Consider the following 25944-nt stretch of genomic DNA (forward strand, 5'->3'; position numbering starts at 1 on the left):
TTCACAAAAACGGTGGTTTTTCTGGACTGTATAACCATTCGTTCCTGTCAATGAAAAGATTGGAGGTATTTACATAAATCCTTTATTTTCTGGCGTCCCGGAGAGGATTTGAACCTCCGACCTGCCCCTTAGGAGGGGGCTGCGCTATCCAGCTGTGCCACCGGGACTTAAATTGACGTCGTAAGTCTACCGTTATCATGGGAAAATAACAACTTCCATTCTAGTAAATACGAGGTTTTCATTCTTCAGTTCTTATGAAGAATGAGCTAATTATAAGCATCTTGCAACTTCATTGTGGTATACTTTGCTGACCTTTTTATTTTGAGTAGTGTGATGAACGCGTCGGATTTAAAATATCCATTTCATTCAGCGTGGAACTTTTTGTGGCAGGTCATTAAGCCTTATCGGTGGTGGTATGTCTTGATGCTTCAGGCACCCGTGTTCACTGCGTTTTATATTTTTGCCAATAATTATTCATTTAAGCTATTGGTTGATGCGTTTTCCAGTGAAACAATCACTTCATATCATCAGCTAGTATTTCCTATTGCGTTATTTATCATTGCACAAATAGTATTGGATGTTGTTTGGAGAATTAGTGATTTCGCAGAGTGGAAGGCAGAGCCCTATGCGCGGCAAAGATTATTGTCTTCTGCTTACAATTATGTACAACATCATTCATATAGCTATTTTCAAAATACACCTAGTGGGACGGTGATTAGTAAGTTAAAAGGTCTTTTGGATGGTTATGACAGTGTTTTTGCTAATATCCACCATATTGTAGGGAAACATTTTTGTGTGGTTGTTGTTTCTGTTTTTGTTTTGTTGATTGTCAATTTCACTGTGTTTTTTTTTATGCTTGCCTGGTGCGTACTTGTTATGGCAATTATGTTACCGATGGCAGTTAAACTGAATCAGCTCTCTAATAATATGGCAGAGAGCAAACATCAAGTGATAGGCAGTTTCTCGGATAATATTACCAATATTTTTTCTTTGTTTTATTTTGCTAAAAGACGGTCGGAACATCATCGTGTTAATGAACTTATGTCTGATGATTTTGTGCCACGTCAAATTGAGCTTTATCGGTATGATTTTAAATTTAATATAATCGGTTCAGTATTGTACTGGTTTATGTTGATTGCCGTTTTTATATTTATGATTTATCTGCGTACTCATGGAAAGATTTCTACTGGAGATTTTCTCTTTGTTATGCTGACAGCTATTACTATTTCTTTTGACTTATGGACGCTCATGAGTAGTCTTTGCACTTTTTTAAAAGAAATGGGGGATTTCAAATCATCATTCAGTATTTTATCGCTGCCTCATGAGGAGGTAGATAAACCCAATGCACAAGAATATCAGATTACCAATGGAAAAATTGAATTTCAGCAGCTCTCTTTTTCTTATAGTGCAGGCACTGCTGTATTGAAAAATCTTAATTTGCTTATTAAACCTGGCGAGAAAATTGGTTTGGTTGGGCATTCGGGAGCAGGTAAATCGACATTGGTTTCTTTACTGTTAAAAAATTTCAGACCTACTGTAGGGCAAATTTTAATTGACGATAAGCCCATTTTAGAGATTACCTCGGATTCTTTACGCCAACAAATAGCTCTTATTCCCCAAGATATTATGCTTTTCCATCGCTCTATTGGGGAGAATATTGGTTATGCAAAAGAAAATGCAACACTGGAGGAGATTAAACGTGCAGCCGCGATGGCGAATATAGATGAGTTTATTGAATCACTGCCTGAAAAGTATAATACACTGGTTGGCGAGCGTGGCGTGAAACTTTCAGGGGGGCAGCGTCAACGCATCGCGATTGCACGAGCATTTTTAAAAAATGCATCAATTGTTATTCTTGATGAGGCAACTTCAAGTCTTGATACGCTCTCTGAGCACGAAATACAACAGTCGATTAATGCAATGTTAGAAGAAAACAATGCGACGGTTATCGCAATCGCTCATCGACTGTCAACCATCCGGCACATGGATCGAATTGTAGTAATGGAAGGTGGGATGATTATTGAAGAAGGTACTTTTAATGATCTAGTAAACAATGAACAAAGTTATTTTAAAATGCTTTGGAACAGTCAAGTTAATGGGATGGTTTTATAAAATGAAAAAATGGGTTGTTTTTTTTATTGCCATGCTTTCAGCAAATACGATTGCTTGGGCAAATAATAATAATTGTTTTATTGCTAAAGAGAACGGTGCGATGTTAAAGCAAGAAGGGCGATGTACCGAACGTCATTCGCCCTGTTCGACTTTTAAAATTGCAATCAGTTTGATGGGGTTTGATAAGGGGATACTAACTGATAAAAATCATCCTGAATGGCCTTTCAAAGAGGGATATAACGATTGGTTGGACATTTGGAAACAACCACATAATCCAACCACCTGGATACAACACAGTTGTGTTTGGTACAGTCAACTGATTACACAAAGATTAGGAATGGAGCAATTTAAGCATTATATTCAAGTTCTTAATTATGGAAATGAGGATGTTTCCGGCGACAACGGTATGAATAACGGATTAACTCGTGCCTGGCTTTCAAGCTCATTGCAGATTTCACCTCAAGAACAGGTGGAGTTTTTATCGAAACTGACTCAAAACAAACTGCCTGTCAGCCATTTTTCCATGCAAACGACCCATGATCTTCTATTTGTTGAGGAATTGTCAGGTGAGTGGAAATTGTATGGAAAAACAGGATCGGGTAATCCATTCAAAGCAGATGGATCTCGTAATATGGACAAGCAACTTGGATGGTTTGTAGGCTGGGTAGAGAAGGGTCCACGTACCATATTGTTTGCTCAATATATTGAAGAGGATGCCACGCCTGATTATTCAACGGGTAAACATGCAAGAGACATTGCGAAACAGAAGCTAATACAATTGACTCAGTCGAATTAGATTAAAAAAGATCTTGAGAACTTTTGTATTGATGATAACCTGGGTGCGTGATCGGAGCCCAGGTTATCATATTATTCAGCATGGTTTTTTGAGATTACTCTGGATAACAGTAGATCTCGCTACCCCCACCGACACCGCCATGGAATATCAGTGCATCGACGCCAGCAATATCTCTTTTCTCTTTTAAACAACGGTAGCCAGGATAAGTATAATAAAAGTCACCAGTAGGTACTGGTCCTTCAACAGTAGTATAAGTATGAGCACCTGTATCCACAGTAATAGGGACACTTTTCCAAGATTTGGTTTCTGTTACGATCACGCTATCAGCTAAGACTGCCGTAGAGACTGTCAGGAGTAAAGCCGTGAGTAGTGTTCTTTTCATTTGCGAATCCTCCTTGTTCAATTTTCCATAATGTCTTTATTCTTGTTCCAAGATAAAGATACTTGATAAATATAGCACAATAAAATTGAAAAAATATTAATCACATTGTTGTGAATTTATAGAAAGAATAAGCATGTATCATTAAAAATTTTTGGGTATTTAGTTTTCCCCCAAAATGGGGGAGCAGTGGCTTGATTAAAAGTGGCCATGTCGATGATTGCTGCCGTGCTCATGTATATGACTGCTATGAGCATGTACTGTTTCGTAGGAGGTTGGATGTCCATGATAGTGATCATTATTTACGTATACTGTGCTGCCATTATCATAATGTTCGTGATAATAGGGAGCAGGGGTATAAACGGGAGAGTAAAAGCCATAGGTGCTAGGGCTGGCTGTAGTCCTTACAGTAGTATTTGTATTATTATTGCAAGCAAATAAAAAAGGTAATACAAAAACAAGTCCGATAGCAAAGAGTCCAATTGGAAGCATCGGTGTAAAAATAAGAGCCGATGCAAGCAGAGCTTTTGTTGCTACTGCAGCTGCAGATTTTAGCGTTACAGCAGCAATGACTCCTGCCGTGACTACCGCAGCAGCAGTAAGTGCTGCCATACATCTGAGTAAAAAAGTATAATTGGTATCATCTTCCTGCTTTTTCTTGGCCATACGTCACCTCCTGTGTGTTGTGCCAGATTAATAAATTTTTATTGAAATGTATTTATCAATAATCGAAATTGAATTTCGACTGCTTTAAGATTCTACTATAAGGAAGAAAAATGTCATCTTTATTTTTTACTTGTTGAAAAATTTATGCTTTTGGGGAAGGTGATTGTTTGAAAATATAGCAAAAGACAATTGATGAAATCATTTTCAATAAATACTTCCCTCACCTTCTATGTCCCGCGTGAAGCCGCGGAACGTAGACAGAATAACGAAAAAGTGGCGCTCCCTTAGTTTAAGACCTCTTGATCGAGCTTAGTTCCAAAATAGTGCTGGGCCTGAGTCGACGAGTTGTTATTCATCTTCCCAGCTCAGAGTACCACCAGCTTGGTATTCAATGACACGAGTTTCAAAGAAGTTTTTCTCTTTTTTCAAGTCCATCATTTCACTCATCCACGGGAATGGGTTCTCAGCACCAGGATACTGCTCAGACAAGCCGATTTGGTTTAAACGACGGTTAGCTATGAAGTGCAGGTATTCTTCAAACATTTCTGCGTTCATTCCCAAAATACCTTGAGGCATAGTATCTTTAGCATATTGATACTCCATTTCTACACCTTGGCGGATGAGTTGAATGATTTCTTCTTTAAATTCAGGCGTCCACAAATGCGGATTTTCAATTTTAATTTGGTTGATTACATCAATTCCAAAGTTCATATGCATGGATTCATCACGTAAAATGTATTGGAATTGCTCAGAAGTTCCTACCATTTTATTGCGACGTCCCATTGAGAGAATTTGCGTAAATCCAACATAGAAAAAGATTCCTTCGAAGATAACATAGAAGGCAATTAAATCGCGCAATAAGCGCTGATCATTTTCTATAGTACCTGTATGGAATGTTTCATCGCCTAAGCTTTGAGTAAAAGGTAATGCCCAGGCAGCTTTAGTTGCTACTGAAGGGATCTCACGATACATATTAAATACTTCTGCTTCATCAAGTCCCAAGCTTTCAATGACGTATTGATAAGCATGAGTATGTAGTGCTTCTTCAAACGCCTGACGTAACAAGTATTGTCTGCATTCAGGATTCGTAATATGTCGATAAACAGCAAGCACTAGATTATTGGCAACCAATGAATCCGCTGTTGAGAAAAATCCTAAATTACGTTTGATAATCAAACGTTCGGCTTCTGTAAGTCCCTTAGGATCTTTCCAGAGTGCTACGTCAGCACTCATATTGATTTCATTGGGCATCCAATGGTTTGCACAAGCAGTTAAATATTTGTCCCAAGCCCACTTATATTTAAAAGGGACTAGTTGGTTTAAGTCGGCACGGCAGTTAATGATGCGTTTATCATCAACGTGAATGCGTGCAGCCCCCATTTCAAGGGGCTCATATCCTGTTGCACCAGGATGAATTATATCGTGTTGTTGTATTATTTCTGACATTTAAATTCTCCTGATTATTGACATGCTTCGCAGTCTGGATCGAGTATGGAACATACCTTAGGTTCTTCAGCTACTATTTTAACCGCATTGAGTGCTCCATCAGTCACAGTAGATTTTTCAGCATTGGATGCGCCTAAACTGCGTAAGTAATAAGTGGTTTTTAATCCACGTGTCCATGCATGCATGTAGAGTTGGTCCAATTTTTTACCAGATGGCTGAGCCATATATATGTTAAGTGATTGAGCTTGATCGATCCATTTTTGACGACGAGAAGCTGCATCTACTAACCAAATTGGGTCAATTTCAAAAGAAGTTGCATAACGTTTTTTCAACTCAGCAGGAATGCGACTGATTGGTTGGACGCTACCATTAAAGTATTTCAAATCATTGACCATTACTTCATCCCAAAGATTCAATGTTTTCAAATCAGCAACCAAATAGGGATTAATCACAGTAAATTCGCCTGATAAATTCGATTTGACATACAAATTTTGGTATGTAGGTTCAATCGATTGCGCTACACCACAAATATTAGAAATAGTCGCGGTAGGTGCTATTGCCATCACATTGGAGTTACGCATTCCTTGTGTACGAACTTTGATACGTAAGCTTTCCCAATCCAAGCGTTGTGAGCGATCTTGTTCTAGGTACTTATCACGTGTTTGCTGTAACAGATTAATTGAGTCAATTGGTAGTATTCCCTTACTCCATAAAGAGCCTTCATAGCTGGAATAACTGCCTCGCTCTTTAGCCAAGTCACAAGATGCTTCAATTGCATAATAGCTGATTAACTCCATGGATGAGTCAGCAAATTCAACTGCTTCTTGAGAAGCATAATCAATTTTTAACTCATATAATGCATCCTGGAAGCCCATGAGACCTAAACCAATCGGTCTGTGTTTCAAGTTGGAGTTACGCGCTTGAGGTACGGAATAATAGTTAATATCAATTACGTTATCCAACATACGAATAGCAGTTCTAATGGTGCGTTTTAATTTTTCAGTATCTAGTTTGCCTTTTTTGATGTGTGCAGGAAGATTAACACTACCCAGATTACATACGGCAATTTCTTCTTCTGAAGTGTTAAGTGTAATTTCAGTGCACAAGTTAGAGCTATGAACTACGCCCGCATGTTGTTGTGGTGAACGCAAATTACATGGGTCCTTAAAGGTCATCCATGGATGGCCGGTTTCAAAAAGCATAGATAACATTTTACGCCACAGTTTGACTGCAGAGAGTGTTTTTGTGTTTTTGATGAGGCCTTGTCGTGCTTTTTCTTCGTACTCTCGATAGAGCGTTTCAAACGCTTTGCCATATTGATCATGTAAATCAGGTACTTCATCAGGTGAGAATAAAGTCCAATCACCATTTTCACGCACACGAACCATAAATAAATCGGGTATCCATAATGCGGTATTCATATCATGTGTACGGCGTCGATCATCACCGGTATTTTTTCTTAACTCGAGAAACTCTTCGATATCTTTATGCCAGCATTCCAAGTAAGCACAAACAGCCCCTTTACGTTTACCTCCCTGGTTTACCGCAACTGCAGTAGCATCAGCAACATTTAAGAAGGGGACTACACCTTGTGACTTTCCATTGGTACCTTTGATATGTGATCCCATAGCGCGTACTGGAGTCCAGTCGTTACCTAAACCTCCAGCATATTTTGAGAGGAGGGCGTTATCTTTAATTGCACTGTAAATGCCATCCAAATGATCTGGGACAGTGGTTAAATAGCAGCTGGACAACTGAGGTCTAACGGTACCTGAATTAAACAGAGTAGGGGTTGATGACATGTAATCAAATGAAGACAGCAATTGATAAAACTCAATGGCCTTTTCATCTTTATCTTTTTCACGTAAGGCAAGACCCATTGCAACGCGCATGAAAAACGCCTGTGGTAGTTCATACCGTGCACCATGATCATGAATGAAGTAACGATCATATAAGGTTTGTAAGCTTAAATAGCTAAACTTCATATCACGCTCAGGTAACAGTGCTTCACCAAGTTTTTCCAAATCAAAATCGGCCATTTTGGCATCTAATATCCCCTGTTTGATGCCATGAGCGACATATACTTTGAAGTAGGCAGGATACAGCTGGCTCATTTCATCAAAGGTTGCGTCTGCTTGAATTTCTAATTTATTCAATGCTTCCATACGTAAACTGTCTAACAATAAACGCGCACTGACATAGGTATAATTCGGTTCTTTTTCAACCAATGTACGTGCTGCCATAATTAATGCTTTATGTACGTCTCCAAATTTCGCTTGATTGTAAAGATTACGCATCGCATCTTTAATAACAGGTTCTGCTTGAACATGTTCCAAATTACGGCATGCTTCATTAACAATCGTGTTCATGCGGTCGGTGTCTAATGGTTTTAATTCACCGTCAGGCATTGTAATTAACAATATTTTATTATCACTGGCCTGTTGTTTTAGTTCATTTTCACGTGCTTTACGATGTTCTTCTCGATACAATACATAGGCACGAGCAACTTTGTAGTGACCACTGCGCATGAGCGCTAACTCTACTTGATCCTGAATGTCTTCAATATGAACAGCACCACCACTAGGTAAACGGCGTTTGAACACGTGAGTTATTTGACGGGTAATTTCTTCAATCTGTTGATGAATACGATCCGAGGTGGAAGCTGTACCGCCTTCATCTGCAATGAATGCTTTAGTAATTGCGACTTTAATTTTCGTATCATCATAATTTACTACTTTACCATTGCGCTTAATGGTTTTTAATAAACCAGGGGCATTAGCGGTCAATTCCAGTTGACTGGTTTGCGGTACATCATTTACCGGATCAAGAATTGCGGACATTTTTCCTCCACGCATTTATTATTATTTTTAATATTAACAGCCAGTTAAATTATTTGACTGTCAATTGAATTATAGCACAATATATTGGGCTTTGTCTGAGCCAAAACAACAAGATAATGTGTTTTGACGAAATGATCAAGAGAATAATATGGGAGTAATTTGTGGATAACTTGTGGGTTTATTCCCAATTGTTTTTAGGGAAAGGCTATAATCTTGGAGCCTGGCACAAAAATAAGCTCACATTATTTTGGTTACTCAAAAAGAAGCAGCTTTAAATTAATTAAATTGGAGTTTCTCTTTTTTTCACAATAACAGCATCACTGACATTAGAGAATCCATGAACATTAAGTAGAAACGAACCAATATGCGCATACAGTTGACTCGAACTGCCTCCGTCCAGATTGAGTGCATCAACACAAGATAGGGGAGGAGATCTGAGTAACTGGGCAAGCTTGTTGGTAGTCATTGCTGCATTAGTTGAAACGAGAATAATAATTTTTCCATCCGCAGTGATTCCCAGGGCAGAACGGTCGGCAATACCAGGTTTAAGAGATGGAATTTTCCGTTTGATTAAAAGCCGGGGCCCACTTTGAATTGCGAAATCAATATCACTATCGTGATTAAAATGTTTTAAGCTGGAAATATATGCTTGATTATTTTTTATATAAAAAACCCCCCACCAGCTAATTCGTTTTAAAGGATTAATCAATTTTTTATTATTAATCCTAAGCCCAAGCGGGTTAAATTCATGATCAAAAAAGCCACCATTAATGCTTAAAAGTGCTTTACTGTGCTCAGCAAATTGATCCGCGGAAGCATTTTTTAGCGATAATTTTTTTGCATTGACCAGGGCGAGTTTATTTTTGTTGAGGTCAATGCGAAATGCATAAATATGTGCCCAGGGCGAAAGTATCCCTCCAGCAAGATCTTGATACTCAATGCCAGGACTCAGTGTTCGCCAATAGCCCTCAGCATATGAATGAACAGGGAGGAATATAAGGCAAAGCGCAAATAATAAACCGTACAAATATGATTTGTTTGCAGGATAATCATTGGTTTGCGAAGACATGTTATTGTATCCTTATGTACATCATTCAATACCACGGAATCTCATATGCAAATTAAAACGCAACATAACAATACTGAAGTGCAGAAGTCAATAACAGATTTAACTCGTCTTATGGATGAGGTGCTGGAACTTGCAAAAAAGGAAGGTGCAACCGATGCCATGGTGGCAGTGAATAACGATAAGGGGTTTTCGGTTGATGTACGCATGGGCGAGGTGGAAACAGTTGCATTTAGTGAAGATAAAGGTGTTGGTTTGACTGTTTATATCGGTCAACGTAAAGGTGGCGCAAGCAGTACTGATACCTCACCTGCTGCTTTGGAAACTATGGTTAAAGCTGCCTGTGATATAGCTAGAGTAAGCGCAGAAGATCCATACTTCGGCTTGGCTGATAAAGAGTTAATGTCTACGAATCATCCCAATCTTGATTTATTTCATTCATGGGAGATAAGTCCTCAACAAGCGATAGAGATTGCTTTGAAATGTGAGAATTATGCATTATCTCTGGATAAACGAATCACTAATTCAGATGGAGTAAATGTATCTACATATGAATCGCATCATGGATTTGCTAATACACATGGCGGTTCCGGATTTATTCACAGCACACGTCATGGCTTAAGTTGTTCTTTAATTGCGAAGGATGGTGAGGAAATGCAACGAGATTACGATTATACAACAGTTCGTAATCCACAGGATTTGGTAGATCTCCATGTAATTGCAAAAAACGCTGTTGATCGCGCTATAAGTCGTTTAAGTGCACAACAAATTGCTACACAGGAAATACCGGTTATTTTTTCATCACGAATTTCTAGTGGCTTATTTTCAACATTTATTAGCGCAATTAGCGGTTCAAATCTTTATAGAAAAAATACTTTTTTATTGGACTCTATAGGTCAACAAATTTTTCCCGAGTTTATTCGAATTTATGAACAGCCTCATTTGTTAGGTGCCTTGGGAAGTTCTCCGTTTGATAGTGAAGGGGTTCCAACTCGTCCAAATCTTATTGTTGATAAAGGTTATGTGAAGCAATATGTACTGGGCAGTTATTCTGCACGAAGAATGGGATTAAAAACCACTGCTAATGCTGATGGAGTTCATAATTTAACGATTGATTCTACAGCAGGTGATCTTAATGATTTATTAAAAACTATGAGAAAGGGATTATTAGTTACAGAATTAATGGGTCAAGGAGTAAATATTGTAACTGGTGATTATTCACGAGGTGCAAGTGGTTATTGGGTTGAAGATGGGCAGATCCAATATCCTGTTGATGAAATTACAATTGCGGGAAATTTAAAAGATATGTTTAAAAATATTCTTGCAGTGGGTAATGATATTAATCCAAATATTGCGACGCGCTGCGGCTCAGTATTAATCGGAAAAATGATGGTTGCAGGGAAATAAAGAAAAGAGGATCCCTGCAGAGCAGGGATCAGTTGTTAGGATCAAATCATATGAGTTTAAACTGCCAAATAACCCAATCTGCAACTAACGCCAAAACGCATACACCCCAATAAGACAAGAGAAAAGTAGGGGGATAATTCACTGAGTGTTTATATAAACTCACGTCATCGATTGATAAAATAATACTGAATAAAATTAAAGCGGGTAAGATAATTGAAAAACCGGCAAAGTTCACGGGTGTGAAACTACAGATTATTCCAATCAAAAAATAACGAAAAAACCTCTTGAAGCCAAATTGAATCATTTGCATATTTTTTTTCATATTGCGCCCGTGATCGCTGAATAGATTAAACTTAAAAGGAATAAACCAATTGCAATAGTAAAAGTCCAGCTGAGCATATAAGCATACATGGGAGTGAAGGAGGGTAAAAACTTGCCTGTTCTTTTAGCAATAATCAAATCATGAAGTACAAGCACACAACTCATTTGAATTAAAAAAGGTAAAGTAACAGTCAAGAAAATCGGCAAAAAAGTGACGCATCCAGCAAGTGTTCCAATTAAAAGATAGCGTAAGAATCGCTTGATACTGTACTTTATATAATCAATAATTTGAGAAAGCATCGCTTATTACTCGCTTTTTTTACTGAATATTAATAAGAATATCATATTTTTAATCAAGACTGTGTACTTGCTTTGTTGATTCTTTATTCTACGCTTTAGGTAAGAGGATCGAATTGGAGTCGGCATGCGCAGGGTAATTTTAGCAGCATTGCTGGTAGTGAATACTGCTTTTGCAAGTGATGAGATTGTTGGTTTCGCTGCATATCAAAATGGAGATTATACCACTGCATATCCTTATCTAACGAAATCAGCAAGGGATGGAAATGTTGATGCGATGTATTTACTTGGTCGTATGTTTCAATACGGAGAAGGAGTAAATAAAAACTATACTGAAGCAATGAGTTGGTATCAAAAATCAGCAGATAAAAATAATGCCTTAGCCCAACTAAGCCTCGGGTTTATGTATGATTTAGGACAAGGGGTTCAGCAAAATTTCCCTGAGGCTTTTAAATGGTATATGAAATCAGCCAAACAAGGTAATGCAATTGCAGAAAGAAATATTGGTTTAATGTATGCATCAGGAGATGGTGTTAAAGCGAACAAAAAAATTGCATTTGAATGGTTCGAAAAATCTGCAAAAAAAGGATACAGCAAGGCACAAGTAAACGTCGCGTATGCCTATATTATGGGAGAAGGAACTAAAATGGATGTCAATAAAGCCTTCTACTGGTATCAGAAAGCAGCAGATCAGGGTGATGTCAGAGCAGAGTATAGCTTAGGTTTATTGTATACAGGACAACAAGAGGGTATTGCTCAAGATGACAAATTAGCATTTTATTGGTTTTCACAAGCAGCGAATCAAGGTCATGTTAAAGCACAAGCTTATTTAGCTTATTATTACCTTAAGGGTTATGGAGTCGAAGCAAATCCTCAAAAGGCAGCTTATTGGTATCAGGCTGCAGCGCAAAGCGGACTACCTGAGGCACAAGCTGAATTAGGGCAGCTACTGCTTACAGGAAAGGGTATTGCTAAAGATTATGAACAGGCTGTGTATTGGTTTACCAAGTCTTCTTTACAAGGAAATCCAGCAGGACAAGCCAAGTTAGGTTACATGTATCTTGCAGGACTTGGTGTAGAGAAAGATTGGATTAAGGCATATGCATTGTTTAAGATTGCAGCTCAGAATCAAAATGATGAAGCAATCAGAGAGCTTAAAATGTTAAAAAATAAACTTTCTGATGCGGATATTAAAGCAGGTGATGAGTTATCAAAAGAAATACAGCAAAAAAATGTTTCTCAATCAGCAAACAATGAATAACGGTATTCTTTCAGATTAGAAAACATTGAAACTTTGTCTGAGTAGATTGACTGAGATTTTTTTATTTTTATCACGACTTCGTTTAAACACAGTGTACACAGTTAAATTAAGGTTCTCGCTGGTAGCATATGCGACACTTAGAAAGTAAGTACTCTCTATGGTTATTTGGTCATCAGCTATATTAAGTTTTTTGAGCAATTCAGAGACTTTGCTTAGATCTTTAATTCCATTTTCTTTTCTTTCTTTGATTAATTCATTGAGTTGAGTTTCTTTCATTGAACTGCTTAGTGATTTTAGGACTTTTATTGGCGCTGTATTGATATTAATTGGCGTTGACTCCGGTAAAGTTGTAATTAAAGGATCTAGTGCTATATAAAGAGGTGCAGTCACGTCTTTAACCAGACGTAATTCGGATTTGCTGCTCATAAGTTGATGACTAGGATAATAAGGCGGTTTTTGACTCATATAATAAGATAGATAATTGTCTTTACCACGGGCCAGATCATAAGGGGAGAGCCAATCATTAATTGCAAGAGTGAGCTTAACTCTTTCTGCTTCGGGAACATTTGGTAAGGCTGCCCCAATAAGATTTACAAATCCTAACAAGGCTTTTCTATTTTCCAGGTTATTCACATTGTATTGAGCCTGCAGATCATAAAGTGCGCCTCTTAAGGTAACGGTGCTGTAAATATTTTCCATGTCACGAGGAAATACACTCACAACTCCTTGGTTATCAGCCTTGGCAAATTTATTCTTTGTATTATTTAGCTCACTAAGTGACCAAAAAGTAACTGCTTGTGAGGCAAGATAAATCTTATCGTGAGTGAGTATAAGTTTTGTACGGTAAATATCTAATTGCACTTTGGTACTCATAGCTGTAGCTACAATTGCAACCAAAGTCATAATAAAAAGTGCAGTGAGTAAAGCGCTTCCTTTTAAGGTTTTAATTTGAAACATAAAGCGCACCTGGCAGAATAAAAAGTAAATTTACTTCACCCTGATCCTGCAAAGTCATATTAAATTGTATGGCTTTGGGGAATGGCTCTTTACGTTGATTTAAGGTTACAGCCTGCTCTCTCCATTCAGGAAGTATTTGTAGATTTTGATTTAAATAACCAAAATGGCAGTTATTCAGACGGTTCAGCAAGATTTTATCTTCATAGTTTTTTTGATTGATTATGTCGAGACTATTCCAGGTTCTACGGAGTAAAGTACCTTGTTGGCACGCATATGCAACACGTTTTAGCGTACTGCGTTTTTCAATACTACCAGGATTTATATTACCATCCCGCGTAAATTCCACATAATTTGTTTGTCCTATAAAAGCGGGTAATAATTGCATCTCATTACTACGAATAGGGCGCTCTACAGTTTGACGTGTGTCTTGTTGTATAAGACTGATTGCAAGTTGCAATTCATTAAGGCGTTCACTTTGCTCATTAACTCGCGTGCGTGTTGTAAATGCATTATATAATACGGAACTCGTAATAGTTGCCAGAATAGCGAATACGGTAAGTGCAATTAAAATTTCAATCAAAGTAAAGCCGTTAAGTTTTTTGGATGTTGCATCTTTTTTCATGGTGCATACCTGAACGCTTGCAGTTCCTCTCTAAAAGGCCCTGTTTTTTCCGGGCTGACAGAAATAACTATTTTTTGAATGTTTTTAAGTGGAGTAGTGCTTACTTTCGCTCTCCAGTACCAGTGTTCGTTCAACATGGTTGTATCTTGGGTTGTTTCCTGACTTTGATTAATCTGGAGTAAATTGAGCTGAATCATCGCCACACCTTGCATGGCGACCCAATGACTCACTGTTTTTTCTTTTATACGTCGGGTCGTTTCTACGTTTTGTGATATCGCTTTTAGCAATGCAGTTAATGCGATTGCTATTATGGAAAGCGCTAATAGAACCTCGATTAGAGTGAATCCTGACGGATTAGATCTCTTTTGAGTCTCAATAGAGTTTAAATCCTCATGCACAGCATGTACAATGCGGTTTTGCGCTTCATGCCTCCTCGCATTCATTTGGTGTTCGCCACGTTAAATTGGAGTTCTCCATTGTGTTTCCCGATAAGCAAGGCTAAATTGGTGTCTTGTTTGCTGCCAAAGCTCAAAGTAAATGGGGTCATATCTCCAGAGGCCGAAATAATAATAGGAGGGACTCCCGCTGGAGTTGAATTAGTTGTTTTCAAAATAATACGTGTATCTTGGGGAAAATAAGTCATTTTAAACACTCCTTTATCGGAAATAGGTTTCCATTGAGTGTTGTTGTACAGTTGAAACACTTGATATCCGTTATTATCAATACGCAGACCTAGAGTACTGGTTCCCAAAATAGCTTGCTGTTGGGCGAGGCGAAGTGTATTAACTAATTGTTCTGCAGAAAATAAAATACGTCGACCTTCACCAAAATCACCAAACGCAAGTAAAGCAAAACCGAAGGTTATGCCTATAATCACCAAAACAATCAAGATTTCAATCAGGGTAAAACCTTGATTTGACTTCTTGAGAACTTCTGCTTTAGAGGAGAATTGCTTTGTCGATTCGGTGCTCGAATTTTCATGTGACTGTATGTATGAAACATTTCTGCACTCAGTGTCTCCTTGCGCTTCTCTCTCTGTAGCGAATTTTCGAAAAAATCTATTATTTTTTCTCATCCCAGTTACCAATTTCGGCATTAATACCAGTCCCTCCGGGTTGTCCTTCAGCACCGTAGGTGAATACATCAACATCACTGTGTTGACCAGGATTTAAATAAAGGTAATCTCTACCCCATGGATCTGTGGGAAGTGACTTGAGATATTGTTTCCAATTGTTCGGTACTGGATTTGAAGTAGGTTTCTCAACGAGAGCCATCAACCCTTGATCCGTAGTGGGATAATTACCATTGTCTAGTTTGTATAAATCCAATGCGTTTTGGATGGCAAGCACATCTTGTTTGGCTTTAACTTTTCGCGCCTCATCAGGACGCCCCATAATTTTAGGTACGACTATAGAGGCGAGAATGCCCAATATAACGACCACTACCATGATTTCAATTAATGAGAATCCTTTTTGTCTATTCATTTTTACTCCGATTTAAACTAGATTGGATAACATGAAGCAATCAGCTGCTACACGTTTGGGCTTTTAAGTAATTAACTGCTCCATTGAAAAAATAGGCAATAAAGTAGCTAAAACAATAAATAAAACGATTGCACCCATCAACAGGATCACCATAGGCTCCAATAAAGTCAATGATGTATCAATTAGCCGCTTGACTTCATTATCCAGGTGAGCGGCAGCGCGTTCCATCATATTTGACAATTGGCCACTTTTTTCACCGCTGCCAATTAAATGAATTGCCATCGGACTAATATAACCCGTTTCCTTTAACGCCTCATTAATACCACATCCTTCCCTAACTTTTATTGTAGCAGTATCGAAAGCTTGCCGCATAACAACATTGGTTACTAGACTTGCTGCAACACGCATTGTTTCTAGAACACTTACTCCTGCTGCGAAAAGTATACCAAAAGTATGTATATAACGCGAAACATTAACTGTTTTTACTAAATATGAAATTATAGGAAGTCTTAATAAAAGTCGATGCCAGGCAGTTTTAATCTTTTCATTGTTCAAACTTTTCTTAAAGGCAAAAACCATTAGGATGAGTGCAATTAAGGTATAAAGGCCATAATTTTTCACGAAGTGACTTATATTAATTAATATTAGAGTCATTTCAGGCAGGGTTTGACCACCGCTGGTAAATACTTCAATAATTTTGGGAACAACAAAACTCAGCAAAAAACTAATAATAGCAATTGAAACAATAATCATAATGAGGGGGTAAATCAGTGCTTGCTGAACTTTTTGTCTTGTCTGCTGCTGGTTTTCAGTGTAATCCGCTAATTTTTCTAAAACCACATCAAGTCGACCAGTTTGTTCTCCTGAGCCAACAGTCGCACGATATAACTCAGGAAATGCAGATGGGAATTGGGCCATGGCTTGTGCCAATCCATACCCTTCAAGTACTTTTGCACGCACACCTATAATGAGTTCTCTGACTTTGTCTTTTTCTGTTTGCTCACTCACTCCACGTAATGATTCTTCTACTGGAATCCCGGCAGCAAGTAAAGTGGCTAATTGACGTGTGAATAGGGCAAGATCTGCTGCAGAAATTTTGCTTTTGGCACGACTTCCTGTGCGTTGTTGGGTCAAAATACGAACTTGAGTTGGAATTAATCCCTGATCACGCAAAAGTTGGCGAGCGTGACGTTCAGAGTCTGCTTCCAGCACTCCTTTGGTCGCGTTACCATTTTTTTGAAGCGCCTGATATTGGTATGCACCCATATTTTTTATGGTTTATGTTAAAACATAGAGTTTAATCTATTGGGTTTAATAAGTCACTTAAGGTACACTATACAACCAGACTATCCTGGAGAGCAATAATGAGCAAAAATACAGTACTTGAGGCGATTAAGGAACTTGACGCCAAATTAGTTGACCTGCGGTTTACGGATATACGGGGTAAAGAGCAACATATAACCGTTCCAATTTCATCAGTTGATAATGATTTTATTGAAAATGGAAAAATGATTGATGGATCTTCTTTTAAGGGTTGGCAAAAAATTCACCAGTCAGATTTGGCTTTGATGCCTGACTTGGAAACCATGAAGCTTGACCCATTTTTTCAAGACAACACTTTAGTTATTCGATGTAACGTAGTAGATCCAAAAACCATGATGGGATATGAGCGTTGTCCCCGATCATTGGCGTTACGTGCTGAAGCCTACTTGCAATCTACTGGTATTGCAGATACTGCGTATTTTGGCCCAGAGCCAGAGTTTTTTGTCTTTGATAGTGTGCAATGGGAAACAACCATTGGTGGTGCTTTCTATAAAATTGACTCAGAAGAAGCTCAATGGTACTCAGGAAAAGAGTTAGAAGGGGGTAATATTGGACATCGCCCTGCAATAAAAGGCGGTTATTTCCCCGTTCCTCCAGTTGACTCTTCTCATGATATGCGTTCTGCAATGAGTTTGATTATTGAGTCCTTGGGAACAGTTGTTGAAGCACACCATCATGAAGTAGCTACAGCAAACCAATGTGAAATTGCTACTCGGTTTAATACATTGACCAAGAAAGCTGATGAATTACAGATTTTAAAATATGTAGTCCATAACGTTGCGCACAATTACGGTAAAACAGCTACTTTTATGCCCAAGCCCTTAGTTGGGGATAATGGAAGCGGTATGCATTGCCATCAATCATTAGCCAAAGACGGTGTGAACCTGTTTTCTGGTGATCAATATGGTGGCCTATCAGAAATGGCACTTTATTACATCGGTGGAATAATTAAGCATGCACGTGCTTTAAATGCGTTCACTAATCCATCAACTAACAGTTATAAACGTTTAGTTCCTGGTTTTGAAGCTCCAGTTCTATTGGCTTATTCAGCAAGAAACCGATCTGCTGCAATTCGTATTCCTCATGTAAATAATCCTAAGGCGCGCCGTATCGAAGTGCGTTTCCCGGATCCTACTGCGAATCCTTATCTGGCATTTGCTGCAATGATGATGGCAGGCCTAGATGGTATCCAAAAGAAAATTCATCCTGGTCAAGCTATGGATAAAGATCTCTATGATTTACCACCAGAGGAACTTGTTGATATCCCTACTGTATGTTCGTCTTTGGAACAAGCTATGGAATATTTGGAAAAGGATTATGATTTCTTGTTACAAGGTGATGTATTTACTAAAGACTTTATTATGAATTACATCAAAATGAAGGAAGAAGAAACAACTAGAATCAGAAGTTTGACCCATCCTTATGAGTTTGAGTTGTATTACAGTCTTTAGGAATAATGGTGATGAGTAAATTTTTTGTCTCTCTGCCATTGATGATGGTAATTTGTGTCGTATCCTATGCGACACAAATTTACAAATGGACTGATAGTAAGGGAAATGTTCATTTCAGTGATACTCCTCGTCAGGGAGCAATAACTGTGACAATTCCCGAGACCCAAAGTTTTTCATCACCAACTCCTTCCAATCCTCAAACTCCAGCACAAAAATCTGAACAATTAGAGCAAGATGATACGATAAAGTTAAAGCATTCCTACACTAAAATAGCAATTGCCAACCCCCAAACAGGGGCAACAATTCGTAATAATCAAGGTTTTGTTGCAGTGAGTGCAGAAGTAGAACCTGAGTTGCGCTCGGGAGATAAGTTACAATTGATATACGATAATGGAGCTCTTGGTGAACCCCAAACGAGTCCAATGTTTGAAATAAAAGGTATGTATAGGGGAACGCATACTTTGGCCGTGCAGGTTGTTGATACGGATGGGAATGTGGTTGAAACTAGTGACCCCATAACTATTTATGTCTTTAGACCGCGGGTTGGTATGGTTCCTGGTACTGCACGTTAATTTCTATGGATTAATTATGCTTATTTTATTATCACCAGCTAAAAAATTATTAAATAGTTCCAAGTCCTATTCAGGAACGACATCTAATCCTATGTTTGTTGATAAAACCAACACTCTAGTTAAACTGATGAAAAATAAATCAGTTGCTGATATAGCTGCTTTGATGGATTTGTCCAAGGATTTGGCTGAATTAAATTATAAACGGTATCAAGATTTTTGTTTAGACGATAAAGTGTCATCGCATGCATATCCTGCTTTACTTTTATTTCAGGGAGATGTTTACCAAGGTTTAAAAGCTGCAAGCTGGGAGCAAAAGACGATTGACTATTCGCAAAATCATTTGCGAATTTTGTCTGGGCTTTATGGTTTGTTAAAACCTTTGGATAATATCCAGCCTTACCGGCTTGAAATGGGGGTTCGTTTACAGAATCCCGCAGGGAAGAGTTTGTATGATTTTTGGCAAGACACAATAACGAATGCGCTAAATCAACAGTTAGCAGTGCAGAAAAATCCAGTATTGATTAATCTGGCATCAAGTGAATATTTTAAAGCGGTAGATGAAAAGGGATTAAACTATCCAATTATTACGATCAATTTTTATGAAAGAAAGAACGAGCAGCTGAAGATGATTGGCATTCATGCTAAAAAAGCACGAGGAACAATGGCTAAGTTTCTCATGCAAAATCAACTTGATAATTTAGAACAGTTGAAGCAATTTAATGAGTTAGAATATAAATTTCACAGTTCAACCTCAACTGATACTCATCTTGATTTTGTACGGGATACTCATTAATGTAAAATGAATCAGTTGTAGCCTGGGTGCAGCGCAGTGGAACCTGGGTCATACGCGAAATTATTTCCCCGGGTTCCGCTGCGCTGCACCCAGGCTACAAAATATTTAATCTATGTGGAATTTATCCAGCCGAGTACATCGTTTAAACCAGTTTCCTGATCAAAAAGTAAGTTGTTATGTTAAAAGAGATGACGAATTAGGTTGTGGTATTAGCGGTTCAAAATTACGTAAGTACGCCAGTCTTTTTCCTTTTTTGATTGAGCAAGAAATACAGCACTTAATTATTATTGCTGGCCCCCAATCTAATAATTTACTTGCTGCATTGCAATTAGCACGCGAATTTAAGCTGAAAGTGACTGCTTTTTTAATTCAGCCTTGGAAATTGGAGCTGTGCGGAAATTATAAATTAAGTCGTTTATTTCTTGAGGAACACGAAATTGTCTGGGTTGCCCGTAACAACTGGTCGAAGGTTAATGAACTGGCAGATAATTACCTACTGACATTAAAAGAGCCTGGATTTGTTTTACAGGAAGGAGCGAGTGTTCCACAAGCGATGAACGGTGCCCTAACTCTTGCTGATGATATTATTGTAAATGAGCATACATTAGGATTTAGGTTTCAACACATTTTTATTGACTCGGGAACAGGGTTTTCCGCTTCTGCACTCCTTAAAGGTCTGAACCAATTAAATCATTCTGCCCGGGTTTATGTATTATTATTGGCTGATGATGAAATAGCGTTTCGAAATAAACTTAAGCAATGGATTGAACTAATTCCTCAGAATTTTCTTTGTTTTTATCCTACTACAGCAAAGGCTTTTGGCTCAGTGAATCAAACTATTAAAAATGAAGTAAAACGTTTAGCGCGAGAAGAAGGTATCTTGGCTGATCCCATCTATGCAGCAAAACTATTTCATGAGTCCAGAAAATACATCAAAACCGAACAATTGAATGGTAATGTATTAATTATTCATTCCGGTGGTACCTTAACGATGCCTGGATTTGATTATAAATAAGTTGAGATCTCAATTTTATTCTTCCCCCCCCTTGAAATTTATCAATTTAACCCTATATGACAATACATCATAAGAAAATGTGTCATAGGAGATTAGGTAAATGTCAAGTAAGCAACAAACCATGGGCTTTCAAACAGAAGTAAAGCAGATGTTGCATTTGGTAGTGCATTCACTTTATAGCAACAAGGAAATATTTTTACGTGAGTTAATTTCCAATGCTTCTGATGCCTTGGATAAATTAAGATTCTTAGCTTTATCAAACGGGTCGCTGTATGAAAATGATTCTGATTTAAGTATTACTGTTGATGTTAATGAAAAGTTAAAAACAATCACGATTAAAGATAATGGTATTGGCTTAACTTGGGATGAGGCTGTTGACAATTTAGGTACAATCGCGAAATCGGGTACCAAAGAATTCATGAGCCATTTAACTGGGGAAAGTGCAAAAGACTCTCAGTTGATCGGACAATTTGGTGTAGGCTTTTACTCAGCATTTATTGTTGCTGATAAAGTTACTGTGAAAAGTCGACGTGCGGGAGTGAAACCCGAAGAAGGCATTGTTTGGGAATCCAATGGCGAAGGAGAATTTACCATTGGTTCTGAAAATAAAGCAACTCGCGGTACTGAAATCACTTTACATATCAAAGATGAGAATGATGAGTTTCTCAGTAATTGGCGTCTGCGCAGTATTATCAGTAAATACTCGGATCATATTTGCTGGCCAATCATTATGAAGAAAATCTCTCAGGATGATAAAGAAACAAACGAGTATGAAACTGTAAATAAGGCAACTGCATTATGGACAATGCAAAAATCAGATGTTTCTGATGAAGAGTACAAACAACTTTATAAGCATATTTCTCATGACTTCCAAGATCCGCTCATTTGGTCACACAACCATGTTGAAGGAAAACATGATTATATTTCTTTGCTGTATATTCCAGCACATGCACCATTTGATTTATGGCAACATGAAGTTAAACATGGCTTAAAGCTTTATGTTAAACGTGTTTTTATTATGGACGATGCAACTCAATTTTTACCTCGCTATTTACGTTTTGTAAAAGGTATTGTGGATGCGAGTGATTTACCGCTTAATGTGTCGCGAGAGATTTTACAAGACAACAAACAAGTAGAGAGTATCCGTTCTGCATGTACAAAACGTGTTTTAGCTATGCTTGAAAAAATGAGCACCCAAGACAAGGAAACCTATCAAAAGTTTTGGAATGAGTTTGGGTTGGTCTTAAAGGAAGGGCCAATTGAAGACTTTACCAATAAAGAGGCTATTGCCAAACTGCTGCGTTTTGCAACAACGACAAGCGGTTCCGAGAAACAAGATGCAACCTTGGATGAGTATGTCAGTCGGATGAAAGAAGGTCAGGAAAAAATTTATTACATTACTGCGTCCAGTTATAATGCGGCTAAAAATAGTCCTCACCTAGAAATTTTTAGAAAAAAAGGGATTGAAGTATTGTTGCTTAGCGACAAAGTTGATGAGTGGTTAGTTGGTTATTTAAGTGAATATGATGGAAAGAAACTTCAGTCCATTTCCAAAGGTAAGGTAGAGCTAGGCGATGAGTCACCAGAGCAAATCAAAGAACAAGAAAAAACTCTTGAACCTTTGCTAAAACATATTAAAAAGGTTTTGGATACACGGATTAAAGATGTGATGGTGACAAACAGGCTGACTGATTCACCTGCTTGTATTGTTGCAGATGAGCAAGATATGGGATTAGAAATGCAACGTATTCTGCAAGCTGCAGGTCAGCAGGTCCCTATAAGCAAACCTGTATTTGAAATAAATCCTGACCACCAGCTAATTAAGCGGTTACATGATATTCAAGATGATGATTTATTTGAATTATGGGTCACTATGCTGTTTGAGCAAGCAGTTTTAGCTGAAGGTGGGCAATTAGATAATCCTGCAGATTTTGTAAATCGAGTTAATAAATTATTGGTTTCATCTGCAGTTTAGTATTTGTCCCAGGCCACTATACTTCAGTTTAAGAAATAGTAGGAGAAGGAAGAATCAGAGCTGTTATTTTGTTCAGAAACCAAGTGTTTTATCTACGTCCCGCGGCTTGTTCGCGGGATCCAGTGATTCTTATTATTTCTAGCTCCAGCGCTCAAGCTGCAGAACGTCGGATAAGGTCAGGGGGGATTAACATGAACGGCAGTTCTGCCTCACTACATCCAAGCTATAATTTAATTAGGTGTAAACGTACTTTCTTCAAGAGACTCATGCATAAAGGCGGCTGATGCGCTTGAATCTTGATAAGAATATTGAGATGTTTGATCACTAGTGAAAAAAGGTTGGCTGACTGGATATTGAACAGTTACTTTTTTTGCGTTATTTAATTTCAATTCAGCATGTTGGAATAAGCCATCGATGTGTTTATCCAGCCTGCTTAGATTACCTTCAGCCCCGCTTATTTTATGTGCTAGTTCAGGCAGTATTTCTTTTTCAAGCGAAATTATTTCACTATCTTGTTGGGCAATGGTTACGATATTATCTCTTATTATGGTTTGATTTGTACTTAATTGATTTCTGTCCATACTGTTTTTTATTGTATAGATCAATGCAGCAATGAATAGACTTAATGTAACGACAGCAAGTAGTGCAGCTGGAGCCATAAAAAGAGAAGTTATTGCAAAAATCTCCCCTGTAACGACTGCCGCTGCACCAGCTCCTCCGGCTGCCAAGAAAAAGAAGAGCAATCCTATTTTGAGAAGGGTATTCCTATAATTATGACGCTCCTTGATGGCGATTTCTAATTGTTCATTTTCCTTTCCTAAACTCACATTTTTAAAGGCCAGTTGCGGGATTGATTGTTTAAATCGTTCAACTTTTTTTTCGTTTTGAGACTTATCCCGTACTATTTCCTCCTTCTCAAAAAAAACGGCATTTCGTACCAATCTTACTCGTTGCTCCTCCGCTTTAAGTGTAAGATATTCACGTATAAATTGAATTATTTGTTTTAACGCTTCGTTTTCCTGGTAACTTCGATTTGTTGCTGATTGCAAATAAATTTCAAGACGTGTAAGATAAGTTTGATAGCTTATCTCAATAGCTCGCTGCATCAATTGCTCTTGTTTTTGATGCAGTTTTTTGTGCGCTGTCTCAACAGACTTATTCAGTGAATGACGGTTTTCTTCTGAGAGCTGCAATAAAGTAGGATCATCTCCTAAACGCGCTATAACTCTTGTCGTTCTTGCTTCTGCTCGTATCTGTCTTTGTTTTGCTTTTTCGGGTAAATCCAAAAATTTTTTGCTTATTTTATTGTGACTTTCAATCAGCTTTTGATGACATAATTGTTCGCTCTTTAATCCTATTTGGAGTGAGTTTAGTTCCTTTATAAGAGTATCTTTTTCGCGTACTAAGTCTGCTCCCGCGTGTCCATGTAGTGTTGTATTTGAATCCCTGTCAGTTGTATTTAAATGTGGGGAAACCTCCGGGTGAGTATGTGTTGTATGATCGTGTTGCTCAATTGTTTCCAGATGAGGATAATTATGAGTGGCTTTTGAAGGAGTATCCGCTGGTTCTGAATGAGAGTGATGTTGGTGAGTTTCTTCGTCTTTCTTATGCGCCGCTAAAATAAGTTCATCTAGGTGTTTTATGCGGACTTGAAGGAGACGAATATTTTCCTGGTACTGTCGTTTCTCTGCTTCTGCAGATCTTGTTTTCTCGCGCAGGAGTTGTAATTGAAACTCTAAGTTAACTGCCAAAAGAGAATCATCATCTGACTCTTGATGATCACGCCTTTGTTCATCTAAATCGTATTGGGATTGTTTTTTACAAGCATCTAATGTTAAATCAGACGTTGATTCCTTCTGATCAATCTGAAGAATATGAGATAGTAGAGCTTTGATTTCGCTGGTTACAAAAGGAATTGGCGATAAAATAATACATGAGTCACGCAAAGTAGAATAGTTTGAACTTTCAATGTACTTATCCGTTATTTGCTCAACTGAAAGTTCAAGATTTAATTTTGATAGCGACATACTCCAATCCCTCTGTAATATTTAGCTGCATTTTATATAAGTGCTTTACAGAGTCAATAAGTATTATTTTTTAAAAAAATCCTGGAAAAATATTGTTACTTTTCCAGGATTAATGGGTATGCATGTTATGTGTTATGCATATGGAAGAACCAATACCGTAGTTCCTACATCAATGAAATGCTCATTGAGCCATTTTGCAGCCCCAGGTAAAACACGAATGCAGCCATGACTGCTATTGTATTTAGGTACTTCATATGCAGCATGAATCGCATAGCCATCATGGAAATGCATACAATAAGGCATTTTGGCGCCTCCCACTACATGACCATCGCGGGCAATAGGGTACTCATTAGATTTACAGTCGGCGCCTTTTTTATTGAATACATGGTAAGTTCCGACAACTGTGCGGCACGATTCATGAATATCCTCACAATAATCCATTCCACCAGAGGCACTACCTGTCATAACTCTATTGCCTTGCGCGTCATATGCGGCCCATGCATCCACTTTAGGGTCAAAAATAAAGAGTTTTTTGCCTTGGACATCTTGCTTGATGGGAAATATGTTGCGGCCTCGTGTATCATCTTGATAGGGTATGGTGTAATGTAGATTGCCTGCATCATCTGCAATTACATCAGGTTTATCAGTAACACATGAAGTGATGAGAAGGCCTATTAACGGTGTGAGATATATTAGTTTCTTCATCACATATTTATCCTTACAAAAGCGAATTTATGTTTATTGCAAAAAAAAGGCTCGATATTCGAGCCTTTTAAGATGTAAATAATTTCTGATTTTTAAATTATTCGTCAGTTAGACGAAAATATTTAGTTCCAAAATATCTTTGGAGTTTCTTTCTGATTGTGCCGCGGCTAATGCCTAGCATCTTAGCTGCTTGCAGTTGATTGCCACGACGTTTTTCCATTACCGCTTGAAGTAATGGAGGCTCAACTTCAGATAATATCATATCATAAAGATCATCAATGCTTTTGCTTTTATTTTCTGCGAGAAAACGAGTAACTAGACTATAGACTAAATCTTGCAGGCCTTGGTCTTGTTTCGTTATGCTTAATGTAGCTTCAGGTGTTTCAATGACAGTCATCTTAACTTCCTTATTATTAATTAAATCATACA

Annotated in this window: 25 protein-coding genes and 1 tRNA gene; 9 read left to right on the forward strand and 17 right to left on the reverse strand. The window is 38.0% G+C overall.

Annotation, left to right across the window (positions count from 1 at the left end):
• Window positions 1-90: 90 nt before the first annotated feature.
• Window positions 91-167: transfer RNA gene (locus Lpar_RS12210), tRNA-Arg, on the reverse strand.
• 166 nt (window positions 168-333) lie between these two features.
• On the opposite strand from Lpar_RS12210, the gene Lpar_RS12215 reads away from it, so the two are divergent.
• On the forward strand, window positions 334-2112 hold the full coding sequence (locus Lpar_RS12215; RefSeq protein WP_058518187.1) for an ABC transporter ATP-binding protein: 1779 nt from the start codon (window positions 334-336) through the stop codon (window positions 2110-2112).
• Between the two features lies 1 nt (window position 2113).
• Entirely contained in the window at window positions 2114-2908 is a 795-nt protein-coding gene (gene blaOXA, locus Lpar_RS12220) for a class D beta-lactamase (protein ID WP_058519260.1), read from the forward strand.
• Window positions 2909-3002: 94 nt separating this feature from the next.
• On the opposite strand, the gene Lpar_RS12225 is transcribed toward blaOXA, so the two are convergent.
• The 5 genes from Lpar_RS12225 to Lpar_RS12245 all read right to left on the reverse strand — a co-directional run bounded on the left by Lpar_RS12225 (window position 3003) and on the right by Lpar_RS12245 (window position 9308).
• Complete coding sequence (locus Lpar_RS12225) at window positions 3003-3311, reverse strand: hypothetical protein (RefSeq protein ID WP_237759408.1); 309 nt, start codon at window positions 3309-3311, stop codon at window positions 3003-3005.
• Between the two features lie 174 nt (window positions 3312-3485).
• A complete protein-coding gene (locus tag Lpar_RS12230; RefSeq protein ID WP_058518189.1) occupies window positions 3486-3953 on the reverse strand; it encodes a hypothetical protein in 468 nt (155 codons plus the stop codon).
• A 348-nt stretch (window positions 3954-4301) separates the two neighbouring features.
• A complete protein-coding gene (locus Lpar_RS12235) occupies window positions 4302-5399 on the reverse strand; it encodes a ribonucleotide-diphosphate reductase subunit beta (protein ID WP_058518190.1) in 1098 nt (365 codons plus the stop codon).
• Between the two features lie 14 nt (window positions 5400-5413).
• Window positions 5414-8239, reverse strand: a complete 2826-nt coding sequence (locus Lpar_RS12240; RefSeq protein WP_058518191.1) for a ribonucleoside-diphosphate reductase subunit alpha — start codon at window positions 8237-8239, stop codon at window positions 5414-5416.
• A gap of 280 nt (window positions 8240-8519) precedes the next feature.
• Entirely contained in the window at window positions 8520-9308 is a 789-nt protein-coding gene (locus tag Lpar_RS12245; RefSeq protein ID WP_058518192.1) for a phosphodiester glycosidase family protein, read from the reverse strand.
• A 45-nt stretch (window positions 9309-9353) separates the two neighbouring features.
• Here Lpar_RS12245 and pmbA point away from each other — a divergent pair, with 45 nt between their 5' ends.
• On the forward strand, window positions 9354-10712 hold the full coding sequence (gene pmbA, locus Lpar_RS12250; protein ID WP_058518193.1) for a metalloprotease PmbA: 1359 nt from the start codon (window positions 9354-9356) through the stop codon (window positions 10710-10712).
• Between the two features lie 46 nt (window positions 10713-10758).
• On the opposite strand, the gene Lpar_RS12255 is transcribed toward pmbA, so the two are convergent.
• Both Lpar_RS12255 and Lpar_RS12260 read right to left on the reverse strand, forming a co-directional pair.
• Window positions 10759-11034, reverse strand: a complete 276-nt coding sequence (locus Lpar_RS12255; protein WP_058518194.1) for a hypothetical protein — start codon at window positions 11032-11034, stop codon at window positions 10759-10761.
• Window positions 11031-11333 carry a hypothetical protein gene (locus Lpar_RS12260; protein ID WP_058518195.1) on the reverse strand — a complete coding sequence of 101 codons (303 nt, stop codon included), beginning with the start codon at window positions 11331-11333 and terminating at the stop codon, window positions 11031-11033. Before Lpar_RS12260 ends, Lpar_RS12255 begins: the two co-directional genes overlap by 4 nt.
• Before the next feature lie 124 nt (window positions 11334-11457).
• Between Lpar_RS12260 and Lpar_RS12265 the strand changes: the two genes are divergently transcribed.
• A complete protein-coding gene (locus Lpar_RS12265; RefSeq protein WP_058518196.1) occupies window positions 11458-12591 on the forward strand; it encodes a tetratricopeptide repeat protein in 1134 nt (377 codons plus the stop codon).
• Window positions 12592-12606: 15 nt separating this feature from the next.
• On the opposite strand, the gene gspK is transcribed toward Lpar_RS12265, so the two are convergent.
• The 6 genes from gspK to lspF all read right to left on the reverse strand — a co-directional run bounded on the left by gspK (window position 12607) and on the right by lspF (window position 16920).
• On the reverse strand, window positions 12607-13548 hold the full coding sequence (gene gspK, locus Lpar_RS12270) for a type II secretion system minor pseudopilin GspK (RefSeq protein ID WP_058518197.1): 942 nt from the start codon (window positions 13546-13548) through the stop codon (window positions 12607-12609).
• Window positions 13535-14170, reverse strand: a complete 636-nt coding sequence (lspJ, locus tag Lpar_RS12275) for a GspJ family T2SS minor pseudopilin variant LspJ (RefSeq protein ID WP_058518198.1) — start codon at window positions 14168-14170, stop codon at window positions 13535-13537. Before lspJ ends, gspK begins: the two co-directional genes overlap by 14 nt.
• Window positions 14167-14613: a type II secretion system minor pseudopilin GspI gene (gene gspI, locus Lpar_RS12280; RefSeq protein WP_237759409.1), complete on the reverse strand. Its 447-nt coding sequence runs from the start codon at window positions 14611-14613 to the stop codon at window positions 14167-14169. Before gspI ends, lspJ begins: the two co-directional genes overlap by 4 nt.
• Window positions 14610-15245 (reverse strand): type II secretion system minor pseudopilin GspH, encoded by a 636-nt coding sequence (gene gspH, locus Lpar_RS12285; RefSeq protein WP_082650380.1) that lies wholly within the window; start codon window positions 15243-15245, stop codon window positions 14610-14612. Before gspH ends, gspI begins: the two co-directional genes overlap by 4 nt.
• Window positions 15232-15654: a GspG family T2SS major pseudopilin variant LspG gene (gene lspG, locus Lpar_RS12290; protein WP_058518199.1), complete on the reverse strand. Its 423-nt coding sequence runs from the start codon at window positions 15652-15654 to the stop codon at window positions 15232-15234. The genes gspH and lspG overlap by 14 nt, the downstream gene beginning before the upstream one ends.
• 63 nt (window positions 15655-15717) lie before the next feature.
• Window positions 15718-16920 carry a GspF family T2SS innner membrane protein variant LspF gene (gene lspF / locus Lpar_RS12295; RefSeq protein WP_058518200.1) on the reverse strand — a complete coding sequence of 401 codons (1203 nt, stop codon included), beginning with the start codon at window positions 16918-16920 and terminating at the stop codon, window positions 15718-15720.
• 98 nt (window positions 16921-17018) lie between these two features.
• Between lspF and glnA the strand changes: the two genes are divergently transcribed.
• The 5 genes from glnA (at window position 17019) to htpG (ending at window position 22783) form a co-directional block, all read left to right on the forward strand.
• Window positions 17019-18428 (forward strand): type I glutamate--ammonia ligase, encoded by a 1410-nt coding sequence (glnA, locus tag Lpar_RS12300; RefSeq protein ID WP_058518201.1) that lies wholly within the window; start codon window positions 17019-17021, stop codon window positions 18426-18428.
• 11 nt (window positions 18429-18439) lie between these two features.
• Window positions 18440-19000, forward strand: coding sequence for a DUF4124 domain-containing protein (locus tag Lpar_RS12305; protein ID WP_058518202.1), 561 nt, complete (start codon window positions 18440-18442; stop codon window positions 18998-19000).
• A gap of 16 nt (window positions 19001-19016) precedes the next feature.
• On the forward strand, window positions 19017-19793 hold the full coding sequence (gene yaaA, locus Lpar_RS12310; RefSeq protein ID WP_058518203.1) for a peroxide stress protein YaaA: 777 nt from the start codon (window positions 19017-19019) through the stop codon (window positions 19791-19793).
• A gap of 112 nt (window positions 19794-19905) precedes the next feature.
• A complete protein-coding gene (locus Lpar_RS12315; protein ID WP_058518204.1) occupies window positions 19906-20808 on the forward strand; it encodes a pyridoxal-phosphate dependent enzyme in 903 nt (300 codons plus the stop codon).
• A gap of 100 nt (window positions 20809-20908) precedes the next feature.
• The gene (gene htpG, locus Lpar_RS12320; protein WP_058518205.1) at window positions 20909-22783 is read left to right on the forward strand and encodes a molecular chaperone HtpG; all 1875 of its coding nucleotides are present in this window, start codon (window positions 20909-20911) and stop codon (window positions 22781-22783) included.
• A 230-nt stretch (window positions 22784-23013) separates the two neighbouring features.
• Here the strand turns inward: htpG and Lpar_RS12325 are convergent, their stop codons facing one another.
• The 3 genes from Lpar_RS12325 to Lpar_RS12335 all read right to left on the reverse strand — a co-directional run bounded on the left by Lpar_RS12325 (window position 23014) and on the right by Lpar_RS12335 (window position 25912).
• Window positions 23014-24810 (reverse strand): hypothetical protein, encoded by a 1797-nt coding sequence (locus tag Lpar_RS12325; protein ID WP_058518206.1) that lies wholly within the window; start codon window positions 24808-24810, stop codon window positions 23014-23016.
• A gap of 132 nt (window positions 24811-24942) precedes the next feature.
• The gene (locus Lpar_RS12330; RefSeq protein ID WP_058518207.1) at window positions 24943-25515 is read right to left on the reverse strand and encodes a L,D-transpeptidase; all 573 of its coding nucleotides are present in this window, start codon (window positions 25513-25515) and stop codon (window positions 24943-24945) included.
• Window positions 25516-25612: 97 nt separating this feature from the next.
• Window positions 25613-25912, reverse strand: coding sequence for a helix-turn-helix domain-containing protein (locus tag Lpar_RS12335; protein WP_019232137.1), 300 nt, complete (start codon window positions 25910-25912; stop codon window positions 25613-25615).
• Window positions 25913-25944 lie beyond the last annotated feature (32 nt).

The organism is Legionella parisiensis (genome assembly GCF_001467945.1).
Lineage (GTDB): Bacteria > Pseudomonadota > Gammaproteobacteria > Legionellales > Legionellaceae > Legionella > Legionella parisiensis.

What these genes read in the sequence shown, in the direction of transcription:
- Lpar_RS12245 (WP_058518192.1), bottom strand. Translation starts at nt 9,308, where the DNA reads ATGTCTTCGCAAACCAATGATTATCCTGCAAACAAATCATATTTGTAC.
- lspG (WP_058518199.1), bottom strand. Translation starts at nt 15,654, where the DNA reads ATGAATAGACAAAAAGGATTCTCATTAATTGAAATCATGGTAGTGGTC.
- blaOXA (WP_058519260.1), top strand. Translation starts at nt 2,114, where the DNA reads ATGAAAAAATGGGTTGTTTTTTTTATTGCCATGCTTTCAGCAAATACG.
- Lpar_RS12255 (WP_058518194.1), bottom strand. Translation starts at nt 11,034, where the DNA reads ATGAAAAAAAATATGCAAATGATTCAATTTGGCTTCAAGAGGTTTTTT.
- Lpar_RS12260 (WP_058518195.1), bottom strand. Translation starts at nt 11,333, where the DNA reads ATGCTTTCTCAAATTATTGATTATATAAAGTACAGTATCAAGCGATTC.
- lspJ (WP_058518198.1), bottom strand. Translation starts at nt 14,170, where the DNA reads ATGAAAAAAGATGCAACATCCAAAAAACTTAACGGCTTTACTTTGATT.
- Lpar_RS12230 (WP_058518189.1), bottom strand. Translation starts at nt 3,953, where the DNA reads ATGGCCAAGAAAAAGCAGGAAGATGATACCAATTATACTTTTTTACTC.
- Lpar_RS12325 (WP_058518206.1), bottom strand. Translation starts at nt 24,810, where the DNA reads ATGTCGCTATCAAAATTAAATCTTGAACTTTCAGTTGAGCAAATAACG.
- glnA (WP_058518201.1), top strand. Translation starts at nt 17,019, where the DNA reads ATGAGCAAAAATACAGTACTTGAGGCGATTAAGGAACTTGACGCCAAA.
- gspK (WP_058518197.1), bottom strand. Translation starts at nt 13,548, where the DNA reads ATGTTTCAAATTAAAACCTTAAAAGGAAGCGCTTTACTCACTGCACTT.
- Lpar_RS12265 (WP_058518196.1), top strand. Translation starts at nt 11,458, where the DNA reads ATGCGCAGGGTAATTTTAGCAGCATTGCTGGTAGTGAATACTGCTTTT.
- lspF (WP_058518200.1), bottom strand. Translation starts at nt 16,920, where the DNA reads ATGGGTGCATACCAATATCAGGCGCTTCAAAAAAATGGTAACGCGACC.
- Lpar_RS12305 (WP_058518202.1), top strand. Translation starts at nt 18,440, where the DNA reads ATGAGTAAATTTTTTGTCTCTCTGCCATTGATGATGGTAATTTGTGTC.
- Lpar_RS12235 (WP_058518190.1), bottom strand. Translation starts at nt 5,399, where the DNA reads ATGTCAGAAATAATACAACAACACGATATAATTCATCCTGGTGCAACA.
- Lpar_RS12240 (WP_058518191.1), bottom strand. Translation starts at nt 8,239, where the DNA reads ATGTCCGCAATTCTTGATCCGGTAAATGATGTACCGCAAACCAGTCAA.
- Lpar_RS12335 (WP_019232137.1), bottom strand. Translation starts at nt 25,912, where the DNA reads ATGACTGTCATTGAAACACCTGAAGCTACATTAAGCATAACGAAACAA.
- Lpar_RS12330 (WP_058518207.1), bottom strand. Translation starts at nt 25,515, where the DNA reads ATGAAGAAACTAATATATCTCACACCGTTAATAGGCCTTCTCATCACT.
- Lpar_RS12215 (WP_058518187.1), top strand. Translation starts at nt 334, where the DNA reads ATGAACGCGTCGGATTTAAAATATCCATTTCATTCAGCGTGGAACTTT.
- pmbA (WP_058518193.1), top strand. Translation starts at nt 9,354, where the DNA reads ATGCAAATTAAAACGCAACATAACAATACTGAAGTGCAGAAGTCAATA.
- gspH (WP_082650380.1), bottom strand. Translation starts at nt 15,245, where the DNA reads ATGAGAAAAAATAATAGATTTTTTCGAAAATTCGCTACAGAGAGAGAA.
- htpG (WP_058518205.1), top strand. Translation starts at nt 20,909, where the DNA reads ATGTCAAGTAAGCAACAAACCATGGGCTTTCAAACAGAAGTAAAGCAG.
- gspI (WP_237759409.1), bottom strand. Translation starts at nt 14,613, where the DNA reads ATGAATGCGAGGAGGCATGAAGCGCAAAACCGCATTGTACATGCTGTG.
- Lpar_RS12315 (WP_058518204.1), top strand. Translation starts at nt 19,906, where the DNA reads ATGTGGAATTTATCCAGCCGAGTACATCGTTTAAACCAGTTTCCTGAT.
- yaaA (WP_058518203.1), top strand. Translation starts at nt 19,017, where the DNA reads ATGCTTATTTTATTATCACCAGCTAAAAAATTATTAAATAGTTCCAAG.